Raw genomic sequence first — 17,898 nt, 5'->3', positions numbered from 1 at the left:
GTTTACTATTACTATTAATAATAGCTTTTATTAGTAATATAATTTGAATATAAACAAGGGTGCCATTTAGGCTGAGATTATACCTTCAGAGCTGATCATATTAATATATGCGTAGTGAGTTTATATTTTATTTTTCAATAAAATTTAAGGTATCTTCTTCTTATTGTTTAAAGAGGAGATTTTTTTATGTTTTTAAAAAATAAAAAAATGTTGTTGTTTTCAACAACATTAATACTTGGTTGTTTACCAATTTTCTCATCGTCAAAATGCTTTTTTACAAAAAATGCAAATGAAATAAAAACTATAAAAATTGGTTTTGATGGAGGCAATGGAGGATGAGATGAAAAAGGACAAAAAGAATTTTTGACCATTTTGGAAAATAAATGAAAAAATTTAGTTTCAAAAGAAGATAAATATTCAAAAATTAATCCAAATGTTAAATTTGAGTTTAGAGTTTACAATGATAAAGTTTTGTTTACAGATTTAGTAAGCAATAAAAAACAAAATGTTGACATTGGTTTTTTACCTTATTCATCTTTTGCTTATAAATTTAATACAAGAGAAAAATTTGAAAATTTACCACTACATTTTCTTTGTCAAACTGAAACATTTAGATTTATTTGAGACAAAGAAAAAACAGATGTTCAATATATAGATGGAACAATAAGTGATCCACTAAGAAAATTAGCAACCGAACAAAATAAAGTATATTTTGAATCGGGTTTTGGTGAGTTTAAAAATTGAACAATTGATAATCCAGCACTAAAATGAGATGGTGGAAAATATAGTGTTTTTTATAATACAAAAGATACCACAGATACCTATAAAGGTGTTATTTTAATATCAGGAACAGATTCGCAACTTGAACAAATAGTTAAAGCTTGAGAAGAAAAAAAATGAGAAAAATTCATCAATTTTGGAATTGTTCATGGTTCAAATACAAGTGGTAGCAAATATAAATATCAAGTCAATTTATTATCAAAACATTTTAATAAACCAATAAAAGAAATAGTGGAATTTTTAGAAGATTCCAATGATAAACGTCACATCAAAGGAAAGGCAAAAGAGCTTTTAGGAATCTCAAAAGATCTAGATGGTAAAAATATTGTTGCTAAAAATATAGCATTTGAATCTGAAGGTGTTTTTAATTGAACTAAAAATCCTCAAATGAATTATTTCAATCCTACTGAACAAGAAGCAAAAATAAGAGTTTTAACCACTACAGCAGTTGCTCCATATAGTGTTTTATTAGGGAGAAGTAAAATGGAAGAATTAGAAAAAAATATTTTACAAGATATATTTGCATCTTTAAGTTTTAAGGAAAATACCCTCGGTTTATATACTGGTTGAAACAAATTTAAATCAGGTGGAAAAGAAGAATTTTGAAAGTATATTCAAATGCAAAATTTTATTGAAAATAATTAGTTTATAGGTAAATATGAAAAATATTATTGAGTTTAAAAATGTTGATTTAGGATATGTTAAAAATGAAAATATTTTAGAGAATATTAATTTAAATATACCTGAATCCAAAATGGTTGCAGTAGTAGGAAAAAGTGGGATTGGTAAAACAACTTTTTTTAAAAGCATACTAGATAGAAAAAAAATAATAGCTGGTGATGTTAAAATCTTTGATAAAGATCTTTGTAAAATTACAAAAAAAGATTTCAAGAAAATAATTAATAAAATTGGTTTTTTAACTCAAGAAAGTTACTTAATTGAATTTGATAATGTGTTTAATAATTTAAAAAGAATGAACAATAAATACAAGAATTGATTTTATAGATTTTTTTCTATTCTTACAAAAGAACAAAAAAATGATTTATTAAAAATATTAGATGAATTAAACATTCTTGATAAAACTTTTACATTAGTTAGTGAATTAAGTACAGGTGAAAAACAAAGAGTAGAAATTGCTAGAGTTTTGTTTCAAAAAGCAGAATTAATTTTAGCTGATGAACCAACATCTAATTTAGACTATCATAATGCTAATAATGTGCTGGAAATTTTGAAAAATATTAATTTAACTTATCAATCTAGCATTATTGTGATTACACATGATTTAGATCTATTACAAAAATATTTTGATTATGTAGTTTTAATAGAAAATAAACATGTTTCATTAATCGATGCAAAAGAAGTTGATGTATGCAAGATAAAACAGATGTTCAAATAAATAACTATACAGAAGTAAAAAACTTTTTCTTTTACTATGTTAAAAATGAAAATAATCAAAGTAAAAAAGTTATAAGACAATGATGAAAACATATATTTTTAATATCTCTTATATTAATTCTTATACTATGTTTGTCTAAATTAAATTTTTCTATCAATACAGATGGCATTTCTTTGTTTTTAAATAATTTAAAAAAGATATTTGAATTTTCAAATACTAGTGATTTTTATCAAAATGGAATTAAAGCTGATTTATGAATTTTATCTTTTAAATTTTTATGAAAAACTTTTTCCATTACTTTAGCAGCAACAGTTTTCGGTTTTATTATTTCCATTTTGACTAGTTATGTTTCTTGTTATCAATTGAATAAATTTTATGCATTACCTGCAAAAGCTTTGATTTTATTGTTAAGAAGTTTTCCGGAATTAGTGTTTATTTATATTTTTGCTAATTCAAAATTATTTCAAAAAGATCTTGCTTTATTTTTAGTGTATGTTTGATTCACTTGATTGTGAGTTCATAAATATATGATTGAAACATTAGAAAACATTGATCTTAGAAGTTATAGAAAATCAGTTATTTTAGGTAAAGGAAAAATAAAATCCTTTGTTCAAGAAGTAATTCCAAGAATCACTAATAGATATTTTGCTTTGTTACTTTATTCTTTTGAACTTAATTTAAGATGAACAACAGTTTTATCTTCACTAGGGCTTTTTGGTATAGGTTCATTAATTAATTTTGCCAACGATCAATTATTGTTTGAACAATTATCAATTCCTTTATTTGTGCTTTTAGGTTTATTAGTTTTATTAGATTTATCATTTTATTTGTTAAACAAATATGTATTAAAAGTTAAAAGTAAACAAATAAAAAACACAAATTATGAACAAATAATTAAGCAAAACTTTAATTGAAAAAAGATTTTGAAATTAATCATTTTACTTTCATTAATAATTTTTTCAATCATTCAATTATCTTTACTAGATTTTAGAATTACAAAGTATCCACATTTAAATAATTTTTGACATTCTTTTTGAAAACCAGAATGAATTAATGTCAATAAAGCAATAAGTTCACTTTTTTTAAATTCAATTCCTTTTGCTATTTTGATTTGCTTTTTTTCTTTTGTTTTTTCATTGTTTATTTTACCCTTGACAACAGATAAACTATTTTCAAAACCACAAGTAATATTTTTTAAAATTACTAATAGCTTTTTTAGACTTTTACCAAGTATTATTATTTTCTTTTTTATTTATCCTTTATTTAATTCTTCATTCACTTTGATTATTATAGTTTTAAGTATTAGTCAAACTTTTAAGATTGACAAACAATTAAATGAAATAATCAATGACATTGATACAAAAAGTATAGAAATTTTAAGACTAAAGGGACATACCAAATTATTTATTTATTTTAAATATATTTTGCCTTATGTCAAAAAAGATTATATTTCATTAATGCTATTTAACTTTGAAGGGCAAATTAGAAATTCCATAACATATTCTTTTTTAAGCACAGAATTGTATATAGGTAATATTTTGACTTTTAAATTGAGTGAAAAAAATTTCAATTTATCACAAGCAATGTCCTTTGTTTGGATTGTTGCGATTTTCATTTTTAGTGTTAATATATTTATAGAAATACTAAAGCAAATTTATGTTACTAAAAATGGTTTTTTGTTTGATATGTTAATTTTTTTCAAGTCAATAAAAAAAGCTGTTAGAATTAGATAAAGTTTATTGTATTTAACTATTTTATAGGTAAATTAGTTTTTTTTACCTTAAATTGAAAATTTTATTTGAAGTTCAAATTGGTGAAAAGATAAAGAAAGAGAAATTGATAAAATTCTTAAGAAGATAAATAGTATCATAGGTTAATATTATGTGAGTTAGAATTTTATTTTATTGTTTATTTTTTCTTTTATTTGTTGTAGGAATGCTTATATTTTCCTTTTATTTACATTGCATAGAATTAAATCCTTTTTCTAAGGTTAAGGAATTAAAAAGAAAGTTTAAAAAATTTACACAAGAAAACAACAACATTAAAATAGAAAATTTATTTTTTAATTTTCAAAAGAAAACTAATAAGCAAATCCTTTCGTATATTTTTTGTTTTGCCTTTATTAATGTATTTTTAATTGTCTGTTGTATCCTTTATTTAAAATATGTTGAAGAAGTGATTTTTTGACTTATATATGTTTTATTTATACCTATGTTTTTGTTTTTCTTAATAGTTTTAATTGTTTTTATTGTCAAGTATTCTTGTCTTTCAAAAATTACTTCTATGTGATATAAATTCAATTCCACTTTACCTGATGAACTTTTATGAAGCAATTTTGAATTAAAACAAGAGACAATAGATGAAAAATTTAATATAGAACTTCAATTATTTGCAAAAGAACAAAAAGAACAAGAGATTAAGCAAAATTCAGGTTTTGAAGAAAATGAAAAGCTATTGCTTCTTTTTATTGGTAAAAATTATGAAAATATTAAAAATTGATATAGAGATTTAAATGTAAAATGAATTTTTTGAAAACTAAAGAATCAAGAAACTTTGGAAGATTTTACACAATTACTTTATTCATGATTATTTTTATCATATGATGAATTAACATTTAAAAAAGAATTATTTACTAAGCAACAATATGTGTGACTATTAAAAAATAATAAAAAAGCATTTCAATTAAAAAGAAAAATTAACGAAGAAGATTTTAGATTTGAATTACCATTGTTTGAATTATTAGCAATTTTTTTCCAAGGATTAACAATATAAAAACTAGGTTAATAATTAATTAATATAAGCAACTAGTAATTGAATTTAAAATTTAAATTAATATTTTAAAATTCAAAAGTTTTATGGTACCATTAATAATGGTACGAAAATAAACATTATAGATTACTAAAGAATTGTACCGCAATAAAACAAGGCGATAAATTTCTATTTATCTGCCGTACGTACCCTCTTCAACGAGGGTTTTTCTTTACAATGGTGGTTATTATGGAAAAAGAAAAAATTACAATAGGTTTAGATTTAGGAGTTGGTTCAGTTGGTTGATCAATTATAGATTCAAATAATAAAGTAGTTGATTTAGGTTCAAGACTTTTCGATGAACCTAATTTAGCTCTAGATAGAAGAGCTTTTAGATCTAGAAGAAGAATGATTAGAAGAAAAGCTTATAGAAATAATAAATTTTATAAGTTAATTTTGAAATATGAAAGCATTTTTAATGTAAAAACAAAAGAAGAAATACAACAAATTATTAAAAATGTTAATCGTGAATATTCAAATATATTAGATCTTAAAGTCAAGGCAATAAATAGTGAAGTAAGTAAAGATGAATCAATAGCAATTTTGCATGACTATTTAGAAAATAGAGGATATTTTTACGAAATCATTGAAGAAAAAGAGGAAAAAAAGAAAAAAGATATTGAAAAAACTAATCAACTTCCTTCGATACAACAAAAAAACTTTTTTGATAAATACAAAGTAATTAATGATGTTTTTTCTAAAGAAGTTACACAATTTTCTAATAAAGAATGAATAAAAGAAATTGAAGTTTTTAGTAAAAATCAATCTTATTTATCAGCAGAATTTAACGAAGCATTTATGAATATTTTTTCAGCATGCAGAGATTTTGCTTTAGGACCAGGGAGTTTACATAGTCCTTCTGAATATGGAGTTTATAATAAAAATCCTGAAACTGGAAAAGTAGAACAAAAATATAATTTTATTTGAGATAAAACCATAGGAAAATGTTCATTCTTTCCTGAAGAAAATAGAGCACCTAAAAACGCTCCTTCTGCTCAATTATTTAATTTATTGAATCAATTAAATAATCTTAGAATAATTGGTGATGATAAATGACATTTATCAGAGAAAGACAAAAAAGCAATATTAAATAGTTTATTAAGCTCTTTTAAAGAAGGAAAAAAATCTTCAAAATTAACACTCAAAAATAAGGTTTTATTAAATTGTGTAAAAGATAAAGAAAATCCTACATTTTCTGGCTATGACACAGATAAAAATGGAGATCCTAAATTTGTTGAAATTACCTCTTTTGGTGTTTTAATTAATGCTTTATTGGATGAAAACAATACTAATCAAGAAATACTAAACAATATAAATTTTGACCAAATGCAAGAATGGCTTCCAATTTTTGACAAACTTTGTGAAATTTTAGTTTATTATCCTGATGTAAACAAAAGAATTTCTCAAATTCTTGAATTAGATTTATTAAAAAATAATTGAAATATGAACAAAGAACAATTTGAAAAGTTTGCTAATAAACTATCGCATAGTTTTATAGGTGCAACAACCCATAGTTTGTCTTTGCGGGCAATTAATTTATTTTTACCCAAAATGTTAAATACAAATAGTAATTATGAATCTTGCAAATATGAATATTTAAACAATTTAAATATTAAAAATCAAGAACAATCACAACAACCACAAACCAAATATATTAGTGCAGCTTTTTTAGAAAATGAAATTTTACCCCCAGCTGTTAAAGCAACTATGAGGGAATCTATATCTATAGTCAATGCAATTAAAAAGCAATATGAGAAACAATATGAAATAGAAAATATTGTTATAGAGATGGCAAGAGAAAAAAATTCAAGTGAAAGAAGACAAAAAATTCAAGAATTTCAAAAGAAAAACCAAAAGAAAAATGAATTATGTTATGAAGAATTAAAAAAACATAGATATTCACAAGAGTTTATCGAAAAAGTAAATCTTCATACTTTGTCAAAAATTAAACTTTGAATTGAACAACAACATATTGATCCTTATATAGGAAAAGAAATTGATTTTGATAAAATGGTTAAAGACAATTCTTTTGCAGAAATTGATCACATTATCCCCTATAGTATGTCTGCTGATGATTCGTGAGCTAATAAGGTTTTAGTTCTTAGAACAAGTAATCAGACAAAAGGAAGAAAAATCCCATATGATTATTTTGAAACAAATCAATTACCTAATTGAGGTTGAAACGAATATGTTGCTTGATGTAACGACAAAATTTTAAACGGGCCAAAAGAATTACTTCCTAAAAAAGAATTGAGAATTAAAAAATTTAATAATCTTACTTTAACTAATTTTGGTTCAAATAACTTAGGTTTCTTGGCTAGAAATTTAAATGATACAAGATATATGAGTAAATTATTTAGAGATAAACTTATAGAATATTCAAAAGCTAACAATAACGCTTTTAAAGTTTATACTCTAAATGGTAGCATAACTTCATATGTTAGAAAAATTATTGCTAATACCCAAAAGAATGCTTCATATATGATAAAAGATAGAAATGATTTTGTTCATCATGCTAATGATGCAACTATTCTTGCGCTAATTTCAAAAAATGCTTATTGACTATTTAAAAAAATAGATGATCAAAATTCTAGATATATGATTCAAACAAATTCTGATGGAAAAGTGTACAAGTTGGATATTTTAACTGGCGAACTAACATCATTTCAAAATAATAAAAGCGATAACAAAATTTTTGATATTTATGCTGTAGCCAATATGGTTTATGAAAAAACCAAAGATATTAATCGTGAAGATATTAAATTTTCAAGAAAACAAGTAGTTAAAACCAATGGTGAGTTGTTTAATGAAACTAAATACGGTTATAAAGAAGATAAAGAAGATCAAGAAATTATTTATAAAATAGAAAAAATCAATTTAATAACTGAAGAATTAAATAAACTAAAAAAATATTTTGGTAATGAAGCTAATGAAACGAATGTGCAAAGTCTTTTAATTTATCAAGAAAGACCCGAACAATACAAAATGTTAAACAACATTTATCTAGAATTCATAGCAAAAAATTCAAAACAAAATCCTTTTATAACATATATGAATGAATTATTAGAAAAATGTGAAATTTTTGGAATAGATAAGAAATATGTCGAAATAACAAAACGAAAAAAAATAATTTTATTTAACCAAGAAAATAAAATTATTCAAGTTGTTGGAAATTTAAAATATATATCTGACGAAAAGAAAAAAATAAATGTCTTTTTGAATGAAAAAAACAAATATTTTCAAGATTCATTTAAACCATTTGGAGTATTGGTATACAAAGATAAAAGTAAAAAGAAAATTTTTAAAGAAGTTGCTATAAATGCTAAAATCATTAAATTTCAAGATAAAAAAATTGATTGATATGATGAAAGCAACTATTTTGAAGACAATTTAAGAAAAATAAAAGCTTTTAAAAACATAGATGTTAATGCCAATATAGAACAAGTTATTTTAATTGGAGACAAGTGAATTAATGATGATCATCAAATAGTTTATATAAATGGAGTTGCTGATACTAAAAATAATATTGAATATAATTTTATTGACAAAAATGTTTTGATTAAAAAAAATAACAAATTTGAGAAAAAAAGAAATATATTATCTATAGGTGAATTTTTAAAAATATTTAGACCAATAAATATAAATAATTTAGGAAGAATTTTAAATATAAAAAAAGAAATAAAATAATATGAAATGCAAACTTTAAATTTTTATAAGAGCTTGCATTTTTTAAATAATTTAAAATGATTTTAATATTGTTAAAGAATTGTACGGCGATATACTAATACACAAACAAGTATTTTTGATATATTCTCGTTGTGCTAGTCCTAATATTTTATTTTTGTTTTTTAAATTTCATTCTACATTAACACTATCAATGTTTGAAAATATCACTTTATTAGATGTATTTTTATTCTTTAAATTAACATATTGAATTGTTAGTTTTTTGTTATGTAAAATGTAATTTCTAAATTCAAAATAAAACTCTCTTTCTTGTTGTTCAGAAACACAATTGTTTAAATTAAGTACTTTGTCTTTCACATAAATCTTAAAAAAGTCATTTCTATTCATAATTTGAATAGATGACATATCTACATAACTAGGTTTTTTATTGTTAAATTCTATTAAAAATTCTGAACCTTGTTTTCTTCTTCATTCATATCTTGTGTTTTTTGCTGACCTAGCATTAAGAAAATAAACATCTGTATTGGTCATAAAAACAATTACAGGGTGAGTAATAGATTGTTCATTTTTTCTTATTATTTGACCTTCTTTTGAAAAATTAGTATTAAAATGAAAGTATTTTTCTTCTTTTCATCGAACAAATTGCATTTTTTCTCCTTATAAATAGTTTTTTACAATATGTTATTTATATCAATAAAACAAAAAAGAAACAAAAAGAGAAGCGCCTAAATGTGTAGACACTCTCTTCCCATCCCCATTGCTGGAGTTTAGCGATTTATATACAACACTCAGGTTAATTTAACAAACTCCCCTGGTACGACGCTTTGATTACGATATGAAACATATGTTTAAAAAAATTATTTTTTTGTTTTATTTTTTTGTTCTACTTTATTTTCATTAAGATTGTGTTTTTCAATATTTTCTTCTTGTTTTACTTCTATTATTTCAACTTCTTTGGTTTCAATTTCTTTCACAGACAATTTATCTTCTTTATCTGATTTCTTTTTATTCAAAGCTAAACAATAAATATTTATTGCTGATAATATCAAAACAAGAATTGATACTCAAATACATAATTGCATTTTTCTAATCTTTCAATAGGAACCAATAAAATTGGATATTTTTTGAGAAAAAGGTGTAGAACCTTTGGCAAGGTATCAAAATCTTCTTGAAAGAGTTTTTAGAAAATGAGGCCATCCTAAGAAAATAATTGTAGATAATAGAACAATAAATTAAGCTAAAGTATTTAAAAAATAGTTATAGATTACTAAAGAATTGTACGACAATAAAACTAAAATACATTGAATTATAGAAAGGTTATAGTTATAGATTACTAAAGAATTGTACGACAATAAAACAACTCAAAAGTATGGCCATTAGATAATAAAGTTATAGATTACTAAAGAATTGTACGACAATAAAACAATTAAGCAACTAATTAATTAAGTAATATAGTTATAGATTACTAAAGAATTGTACGACAATAAAACTATAATTTCTTTTAGTTCCATTTTCCAAACGTTATAGATTACTAAAGAATTGTACGACAATAAAACACAAACTAAAAAACTCTAATTTATTAAAATGGTTATAGATTACTAAAGAATTGTACGACAATAAAACGTGAAAAAATAAAAAACTTTAGCTACAAGAGTTATAGATTACTAAAGAATTGTACGACAATAAAACGGACTGATTGGACATTCAACAATGAAAAACGTTATAGATTACTAAAGAATTGTACGACAATAAAACATTCTTTATTATTCATTTTTAAATTTCCTTAGTTATAGATTACTAAAGAATTGTACGACAATAAAACTAAATGGGTTCTTTCTTTTTGTTTTATATGGTTATAGATTACTAAAGAATTGTACGACAATAAAACTTATATAGATACTATTAGGAAAGCACATTCGTTATAGATTACTAAAGAATTGTACGACAATAAAACAACTCAAAAGTATGGCCATTAGATAATAAAGTTATAGATTACTAAAGAATTGTACGACAATAAAACAATTAAGCAACTAATTAATTAAGTAATATAGTTATAGATTACTAAAGAATTGTACGACAATAAAACTATAATTTCTTTTAGTTCCATTTTCCAAACGTTATAGATTACTAAAGAATTGTACGACAATAAAACACAAACTAAAAAACTCTAATTTATTAAAATGGTTATAGATTACTAAAGAATTGTACGACAATAAAACGTGAAAAAATAAAAAACTTTAGCTACAAGAGTTATAGATTACTAAAGAATTGTACGACAATAAAACGGACTGATTGGACATTCAACAATGAAAAACGTTATAGATTACTAAAGAATTGTACGACAATAAAACATTCTTTATTATTCATTTTTAAATTTCCTTAGTTATAGATTACTAAAGAATTGTACGACAATAAAACTAAATGGGTTCTTTCTTTTTGTTTTATATGGTTATAGATTACTAAAGAATTGTACGACAATAAAACAGCTCGGTTGTCGCAAAATATTTAATTTTAGTTATAGATTACTAAAGAATTGTACGACAATAAAACTTGTCTCTCAATTTTGTAATCTCTTTAAAAGTTATAGATTACTAAAGAATTGTACGACAATAAAACAACAACAGAACTCGGAAGCAAAAACTTAAGGTTATAGATTACTAAAGAATTGTACGACAATAAAACTTATATAGTATTTTTAAGTTAATGTTCAAAGTTATAGATTACTAAAGAATTGTACGACAATAAAACAATTGAAGGTGCTATAACATATCTGTTTGTGTTATAGATTACTAAAGAATTGTACGACAATAAAACACACCCCCATTAAACAAAAAAATAAAAATTGTTATAGATTACTAAAGAATTGTACGACAATAAAACAACTCAAAACTATAACCATTACAATATAAAGTTATAGATTACTAAAGAATTGTACGACAATAAAACTATTCAAAAATATTATTACCATTACAATATGTTATAGATTACTAAAGAATTGTACGACAATAAAACGGACATTGGAGAAATAACACCAATATATACGTTATAGATTACTAAAGAATTGTACGACAATAAAACCTTTTTGTTTATCTCTATCTCATTTCTATTGTTATAGATTACTAAAGAATTGTACGACAATAAAACTCTAAATCTCCATATATTTTAATGTTTTTAGTTATAGATTACTAAAGAATTGTACGACAATAAAACGGAGAAACAAAAGAGTCAACAACAGATTTAGTTATAGATTACTAAAGAATTGTACGACAATAAAACGTCATTTTATTAAAAAAGTTTATTTTTTATATCAAATATGCATTTATTCCATTGTTCTTTATTGTTTTTTAACTCAAAAAATTGACTTTCATTTATTTGGTATTGATTTTCGATTCAATTTTCTATAGGTGTTTTGCTATGAATGTGATGTGGTGTTAGATCATTTTTAAATATAAATGATAATTCTAATTCTTCAAAAGATTTACAAGTATTAAAAATTTCGTTAGTAATAATAATAAAGTTAAAAGTATTAGTATATTTCAATAATTCTTGCACTTGAATATCAGGTCAATTAGAAATAATAATAGTCATTTTAGTTTTAGAATTCATAGAATCTAGCCATTTATAAAAAACTTCTTTGGTTACAAAAAAATCTTCATCTAAAGAAAACAATAATTTATACATTTTTGAAAAATCAATATCTATGTTTACATAGTTTCAACCTAAAAACCTATTTAAGCTTTCTTGTATAGTATTTAAGGTTTCATGTTTGATAATAGATTCTTGATTTCAATACTCATTTTCTAAGATTTTGTTAACTAACACATTTTTAACATTAAAGTTAAATAAGTCACTAATTTTAGTTAGTTGATTAATTTGAATACAGTCATTTAAATAGTAAGAAAGATTATTGATTTGAAATGCAGCGTTTTTTGCAGTTCTTTCATATTCATATAAATTTCTAAAAAACAAATCTTTATTTGTAGTTTCAATAATAGTTATACCTTCAAAATCTAAATAAACTTCTTCCGGAAATTTATTAATTTTAAACATTTTTAAAACTTAATATATCTTTCATTATTATTGAAAATTTCATTTAAAGATTTTTCTCCGGATAGTAATTCAATGTTTTGATATTGAGATTCTGTTATAAGCATTATTCGGATATTTGAGTTTGTAGGAATAACTTTTAAAAGTTTTTGTTTTTCATATTGATATTGAGTATGAGCTGTTAAACATTTTACATATATGGAATATTGAATCATAAAATAACCTAATTTTAATAATTCCTGTCTGAACTTGTTATATTCTTTAATCATATTGTCATCTATTGTAGAAATATCATACATAATAATGATTCTCATATATCTATTAGAAGTTTCAATCAATGATAAAACTTGATAATACTTCATTTTCTAATGAAGTGGTAGTGAAATAATTAATGTATTCATTAACAGTAATATTTCTATTTTGATAACTAATATGATCAAAAAATATTAAAAATAGTTTTTCTTTAAATTCTTGAAAATTAACAAATTCATTGTTTTTAAAATATTCATATACTAGTTTATCGATCAAGCATCTAAATGGTTCCATTAAATCAGTGGATAAAGCATAATAATTGTTAAAACTTTTATGAAAAACCGCAATTCTACAATCATAACCTTTTGAAATAATACTTCTTGTAATATAGCTCATAAGCACTGAATAGCCATAGTTTAAATATCTATTTATAAGATTGTTTTCATCTTGGCGATTAAAGTTATTCCCAAACAAAAGCTTAAAATACAATTTAGCAGCATGAGCTTCGCGATTAGTAGAATCCATAAATTTAATATTTTCTGCATAATTTAATAAAGTATTTTCATCTTCAGAATTTAATAAGTTTAACTTTTTTAATAGATTTAATGAATTTAGTATTTTAAGACTAACTATTCTTGTTCAAACGGAATTTTTAAAATCTGAATCTCATAAAATTTGATTTTGTAAAATTTTGCTATTATAATGTCCTTGTAAAGGAATAATTAATGAATTAGGTAAATGTTGTTTATCACAAATTATAATGTTTACACCTTTATTAACTAACTCATTAATTAATGGCAATGTAATTGTTGAATTTTGATTTTCAAAAATTACTGTATCAATATTTTGAGTTGGTATAGAGATTTTTTGTTTTTCTTTATATAGAATTAAATTTCCCAAAAAAAGTTTTGCATAGTTACTTTCATTAATTTCAATAATTTTTTTATACATAATTCCTTTCTTGAATATTTTTAAAATAAACTTTAAATAAAAGATGAACATTTTATTGCCATACAATTCTTTAGTAATTTATGGGTATTTATACCCACCAGATTTTAACACAACATTTTTGAAGGCTTTGTTAAGATATTTTTTACTCCAAAGCATTATTTCTTATTGGCTCAAATTTTGAATTTATCTTTATTGTTAGCTTTAACCAGTAATAAAAATACCAAGCAACTTTGTATGTGCTTGGTATTTCATTTTAGAATCGCATTTTTTAGTTTCGAGTCTAATTTTTTGTCTTTGTTATTAAGCAGCTTTAGCAAAAGCGCTTACACCTAATTTTTTTATTTCATTAGCAACAATTAAACTTAAACCTAAAGCAACAGAAATTAATGGAATAGTGTGATTAGTAGTAAATAATTCACTCATTCTAAAGAATTTGGCTATTGCAGGAACAAATGCTACTAGTAGTATAAAGAATGCAGAAGATAATGAAGCAATTCATACTCAATAGTATTTTTTAATTGAGCATCTAAAAATTGATTTGTCGCTCATTAAATTAATACTATTAATTCCTGATGCTAGCCCCATAGTAACAAAGGTTGCAGTAGAAGCAAAAGGTAAAACATCAATGAAATTATTAATAGCATAGTTAGCAGCAATAATATATGAAATTAAAGAAATAATAGTTAGAAATGAAGATTGTCAAATAATTTCAATTCCCATTCCTCTTGCAAAAATAGATTCTTTTTTATCATATGGTTTTCTTAACATTACATTTTTTTCCGAATCTACAAAACCTAAGGCAATTGCTGGAAGCCCATGGGTTAGTAAATTAATTCACAATAGTTGTGAAGCGCTAAAAACATAGAATTCGCCATTAGCAAAATAGTTTCTAAAAATTGGGAAAAATAGTAGCATTCCTAAAAGAATCAAAAGAATTTCAGTTAAAGATGATATCAATAAGTTTTGAATAACGGTTTTAACTTTGTCATAAATTAAACGACCACTTCTAACTGCTTTAACAATGGTTGCAAAATTATCATCTACCAAAATCATATCTGCTGCTTGCTTAGAAACATCTGTTCCAGTAATTCCCATCGCACAACCAATATCACTAGCTTTTAAAGCAGGTGCATCATTAACTCCATCACCGGTCATTGAAACAACTTTTTCATTATTTTGTCATGCTTTAACAATTCTTAATTTATCTTCCGGATTAACTCTAGCATATACTGAAATGTTTTTAACTTTTTCATTAAGTTCTTGGTCTGACATTTGTGATAATTCAGCACCAGTAATTGCTAAATCAGTTTCAGGGTTAAAAAAGCCTAATTGAGTTGCAATTGCTTTTGCGGTATTTATATGATCGCCAGTAATCATAACCACTTTAATTCCTGCTGACATTGCTTCATAAATACTTGAAGACACTTCTGCTCTTGGTGGATCAACCATTGCTAATAAACCAACAAATTCTAAATCTTTTTCATCTTTAAAATCAATACTAGCTTTATTAACTACTTTTTTAGCTAAGGCTAAAACTCTATAAGTTGAATTAGCTCATTTTTCATTAACTTCATTGATTAGTTGTTCATCAACGTTTTTACATTTTTTAATTAAGATATCAGGAGCACCTTTAACAATCATTATATTTTGGTTGTCTTTTTTAATTAACACTGACATTAGTTTTCTATCACTATCAAAAGGTAAAGAACCAATTCGAGGATATAAAGTTTCTAGTTCAGTTTTATTTAGTCCTAAGGAATGAGCAAATCTTAAAATTCCTGTTTCAGTAGGATCACCCACTTCTTTAATTTCACTTTCAGTTACTGTAATTGAACCATCATTACATAAAGTTGCTAATTTAACCAATTCTAAATGATTGTCATTAACTTTATTTTCATTATTTGAAAGTAAAATGTTATTAGCGAAAAGATCAACAATGGTCATTTTGTTTTCAGTTAAGGTTCCAGTTTTGTCGCTACAAATAATTGAAGTAGAACCTAAGGTCTCAACTGCTAATAAGTTTTTAATCAAAGCATTTTCTTTGGACATTTTAGTAATTCCAATAGAAAGAATAACAGTTGTAAAAGTAATTAAACCTTCAGGAATGGCTGCCACAGATAAAGAAATCCCAGTAACTAATGCATTAGTGTAAATGTTAAAGTTTGTTCCAAAACCATTTAAGGCAATTTGAATAAAGAAAGAAACAAATAATAATGCTATTCCTAAATAACCAAAGATTTTGCTTAATTTATTTAACTTAATTTGTAAAGGAGTTGGATTTGGTTTTTCCTTTTGTACCATTTTGTTAATTGAACCAATTTGAGTTTCGGTACCAATAGCAATAACTTGTGCTATGGTTCTTCCATTGGTTACATAAGTTCCTGAATAAAGCAAATGATCATTGTTAGCAAGTAAAGTGTCATCTTCTTTATCTCATTTCGCTCTTTTTTCTACTGATAAGTTTTCTCCAGTTAAACTTGCTTCAACTACCATTAAGTTATTTGCTTCAATAATTCGACAATCAGCAGTTATATTATCACCTGATTCAAAAATTACAATATCACCCACAGTTAATAATTCGGAAGGAATAATTTTAATTTCACCATCCCGTAAGACTTTAGTGTTAGTCTTATTCAACTTTTCTAGTGCCCTTACTGCTTGATCAGATTTAATTACTTGATAAGCACCTAGCATACTATTTAAAATAATTACTAACATAATTATTCCGGGTTCAATATATGAAACAATAATTTCACTTAAAGATTTATGTGATTTAACTTGTTCAAAAATTGCTAACGATAAACTAATCACTGCTGCAATAATTAACAAGATAACCATTGGGTCTATAAATTGTTGTAAAAAAGCAACAAAAGGATTAATTTTTTTGCTTTTTTTAATTTCGTTTTTACCGTGTTTTAATATTTTTTCTTCCGCTTGTTCACTAGTCAAACCAGTTGTTTTTGAAGTCATAATTAGTTCGTTATTCATTATTGGTTCCTTTTTGTTGTTTAAGGTCATTAAATTTTATTAAATTTGCATAGTCTTTACAAATTTCTTGATCTAATTGATTTAAGTTTTTAAATGTACCGTTGTAATATTTTTTAGCAAACATTTTTAGTTTTCACTTGTTGATTAAAAAAGGTAAGCTTATAATCATTCAAAAGATTGAAGTTATTATAAATAAAGATATGGTGAAAATAACAGGGTTAAGTCTATTATCATAATCTTTAAAATTTATTTTAAATCATTTTAACAAAGTATCAATTCCATTATTTGGTCCATGGAATGGTGAAATTAAAAAGATATTTCAATTGTATGTTTTATACAATTTTACTAATATTGAATTTAATATGATTGCAAAAAGGACAAAAAATAAAAATATTAAAAATGCTTTAATTATTCTAGAAAAAGTAATATATAGCGAATGTGCGATTATTAAGTAAAAACCAACAATTACCATTAACATATGGTAGAAAATACTATGTATTTTTTCTATTCGTAAGTTTACATTTATGCTTTTTAAATCATCTAATGTTAATAAAATTGCTAAACCTGATATACATAAATAAGTAGCATAGAAACACATAATTCCTTCTCTTACTTGCCTATTAGGGAACAATAAATATATAATTATGGATCACATAAATATTGAACAAATAAAATCAGGCAAATATAATCGATATCCAGATCTTAAGTGTGTTAATAAATCTATATAAAAAGTTTTATTTATCTTATCTACAGTTCCCCATTGTGAAATTATTTTTATGATTTCTAAGAAAATGGTAAACAAAACAATGGATACTAAAATGTAATCAGTTTTAAGTAAGTACAATTTTTTATGTTTAGCATAAAAACCCAATGCCCCCGCTATTGAAAAACAAGCAAGGAAAATAAAAATATGGTTGGTAGAAAAACTACCATCTATATAAAATCCTGTCTTGTGAAAACTTAAAAAATTAAAAAAATCGTACATTTATTTA

Annotated in this window: 12 protein-coding genes, 1 CRISPR repeat array and 1 riboswitch; of the genes, 5 read left to right on the top strand and 7 right to left on the bottom strand. The window is 23.7% G+C overall.

The features are described 5' to 3' along the window. The first annotated feature begins 45 nt into the window (after positions 1-45). A riboswitch (TPP riboswitch) is annotated at positions 46-135 on the top strand. A gap of 51 nt (positions 136-186) precedes the next feature. The 5 genes from cypl (at position 187) to cas9 (ending at position 8,671) form a co-directional block, all read left to right on the top strand. Beyond that, entirely contained in the window at positions 187-1,425 is a 1,239-nt protein-coding gene (gene cypl / locus ACJA25_RS02980; RefSeq protein ID WP_406615222.1) for an ABC transporter thiamine pyrophosphate-binding lipoprotein p37/Cypl, read from the top strand. Between the two features lie 13 nt (positions 1,426-1,438). Next, entirely contained in the window at positions 1,439-2,176 is a 738-nt protein-coding gene (locus ACJA25_RS02975; protein ID WP_406615220.1) for an ATP-binding cassette domain-containing protein, read from the top strand. Continuing rightward, a complete protein-coding gene (locus ACJA25_RS02970; RefSeq protein ID WP_406615218.1) occupies positions 2,149-3,909 on the top strand; it encodes an ABC transporter permease subunit in 1,761 nt (586 codons plus the stop codon). Before ACJA25_RS02975 ends, ACJA25_RS02970 begins: the two co-directional genes overlap by 28 nt. A gap of 478 nt (positions 3,910-4,387) precedes the next feature. After that, positions 4,388-4,948: a hypothetical protein gene (locus tag ACJA25_RS02965; protein ID WP_406615216.1), complete on the top strand. Its 561-nt coding sequence runs from the start codon at positions 4,388-4,390 to the stop codon at positions 4,946-4,948. Positions 4,949-5,173: 225 nt separating this feature from the next. Further along, entirely contained in the window at positions 5,174-8,671 is a 3,498-nt protein-coding gene (cas9, locus tag ACJA25_RS02960) for a type II CRISPR RNA-guided endonuclease Cas9 (protein ID WP_406615214.1), read from the top strand. A gap of 51 nt (positions 8,672-8,722) precedes the next feature. Here the strand turns inward: cas9 and ACJA25_RS02955 are convergent, their stop codons facing one another. The 7 genes from ACJA25_RS02955 to ACJA25_RS02925 all read right to left on the bottom strand — a co-directional run bounded on the left by ACJA25_RS02955 (position 8,723) and on the right by ACJA25_RS02925 (position 17,891). Continuing rightward, positions 8,723-9,316, bottom strand: a complete 594-nt coding sequence (locus ACJA25_RS02955; protein ID WP_406615212.1) for an Mbov_0400 family ICE element protein — start codon at positions 9,314-9,316, stop codon at positions 8,723-8,725. Positions 9,317-9,525: 209 nt separating this feature from the next. Further along, a complete protein-coding gene (locus ACJA25_RS02950; protein WP_406615210.1) occupies positions 9,526-9,750 on the bottom strand; it encodes a hypothetical protein in 225 nt (74 codons plus the stop codon). A 174-nt stretch (positions 9,751-9,924) separates the two neighbouring features. Next, a CRISPR array of direct repeats spans positions 9,925-11,944; the repeat unit is 36 nt; unit sequence GTTATAGATTACTAAAGAATTGTACGACAATAAAAC. Between the two features lie 9 nt (positions 11,945-11,953). Continuing rightward, positions 11,954-12,718 carry a hypothetical protein gene (locus tag ACJA25_RS02945; RefSeq protein WP_406615208.1) on the bottom strand — a complete coding sequence of 255 codons (765 nt, stop codon included), beginning with the start codon at positions 12,716-12,718 and terminating at the stop codon, positions 11,954-11,956. Between the two features lie 2 nt (positions 12,719-12,720). Next, positions 12,721-13,077 (bottom strand): CRISPR-associated endonuclease Cas2, encoded by a 357-nt coding sequence (cas2, locus tag ACJA25_RS02940; RefSeq protein WP_406615206.1) that lies wholly within the window; start codon positions 13,075-13,077, stop codon positions 12,721-12,723. After that, a complete protein-coding gene (gene cas1 / locus ACJA25_RS02935) occupies positions 13,037-13,918 on the bottom strand; it encodes a type II CRISPR-associated endonuclease Cas1 (protein WP_406615204.1) in 882 nt (293 codons plus the stop codon). Before cas1 ends, cas2 begins: the two co-directional genes overlap by 41 nt. A 300-nt stretch (positions 13,919-14,218) precedes the next feature. Continuing rightward, positions 14,219-16,906 carry a cation-translocating P-type ATPase gene (locus ACJA25_RS02930; RefSeq protein WP_406615202.1) on the bottom strand — a complete coding sequence of 896 codons (2,688 nt, stop codon included), beginning with the start codon at positions 16,904-16,906 and terminating at the stop codon, positions 14,219-14,221. Then, complete coding sequence (locus tag ACJA25_RS02925) at positions 16,899-17,891, bottom strand: hypothetical protein (RefSeq protein WP_406615200.1); 993 nt, start codon at positions 17,889-17,891, stop codon at positions 16,899-16,901. The genes ACJA25_RS02930 and ACJA25_RS02925 overlap by 8 nt, the downstream gene beginning before the upstream one ends. Positions 17,892-17,898 lie beyond the last annotated feature (7 nt).

The sequence above is a fragment of the Mycoplasmopsis hyopharyngis genome, from assembly GCF_045276885.1.
GTDB classification, from domain to species: Bacteria; Bacillota_I; Bacilli_A; order Mycoplasmatales; family Metamycoplasmataceae; genus Mycoplasmopsis; species Mycoplasmopsis hyopharyngis.
Note: the sequence above shows the minus strand (reverse complement) of the source record. Positions and strands in the feature narration are given on the sequence as shown.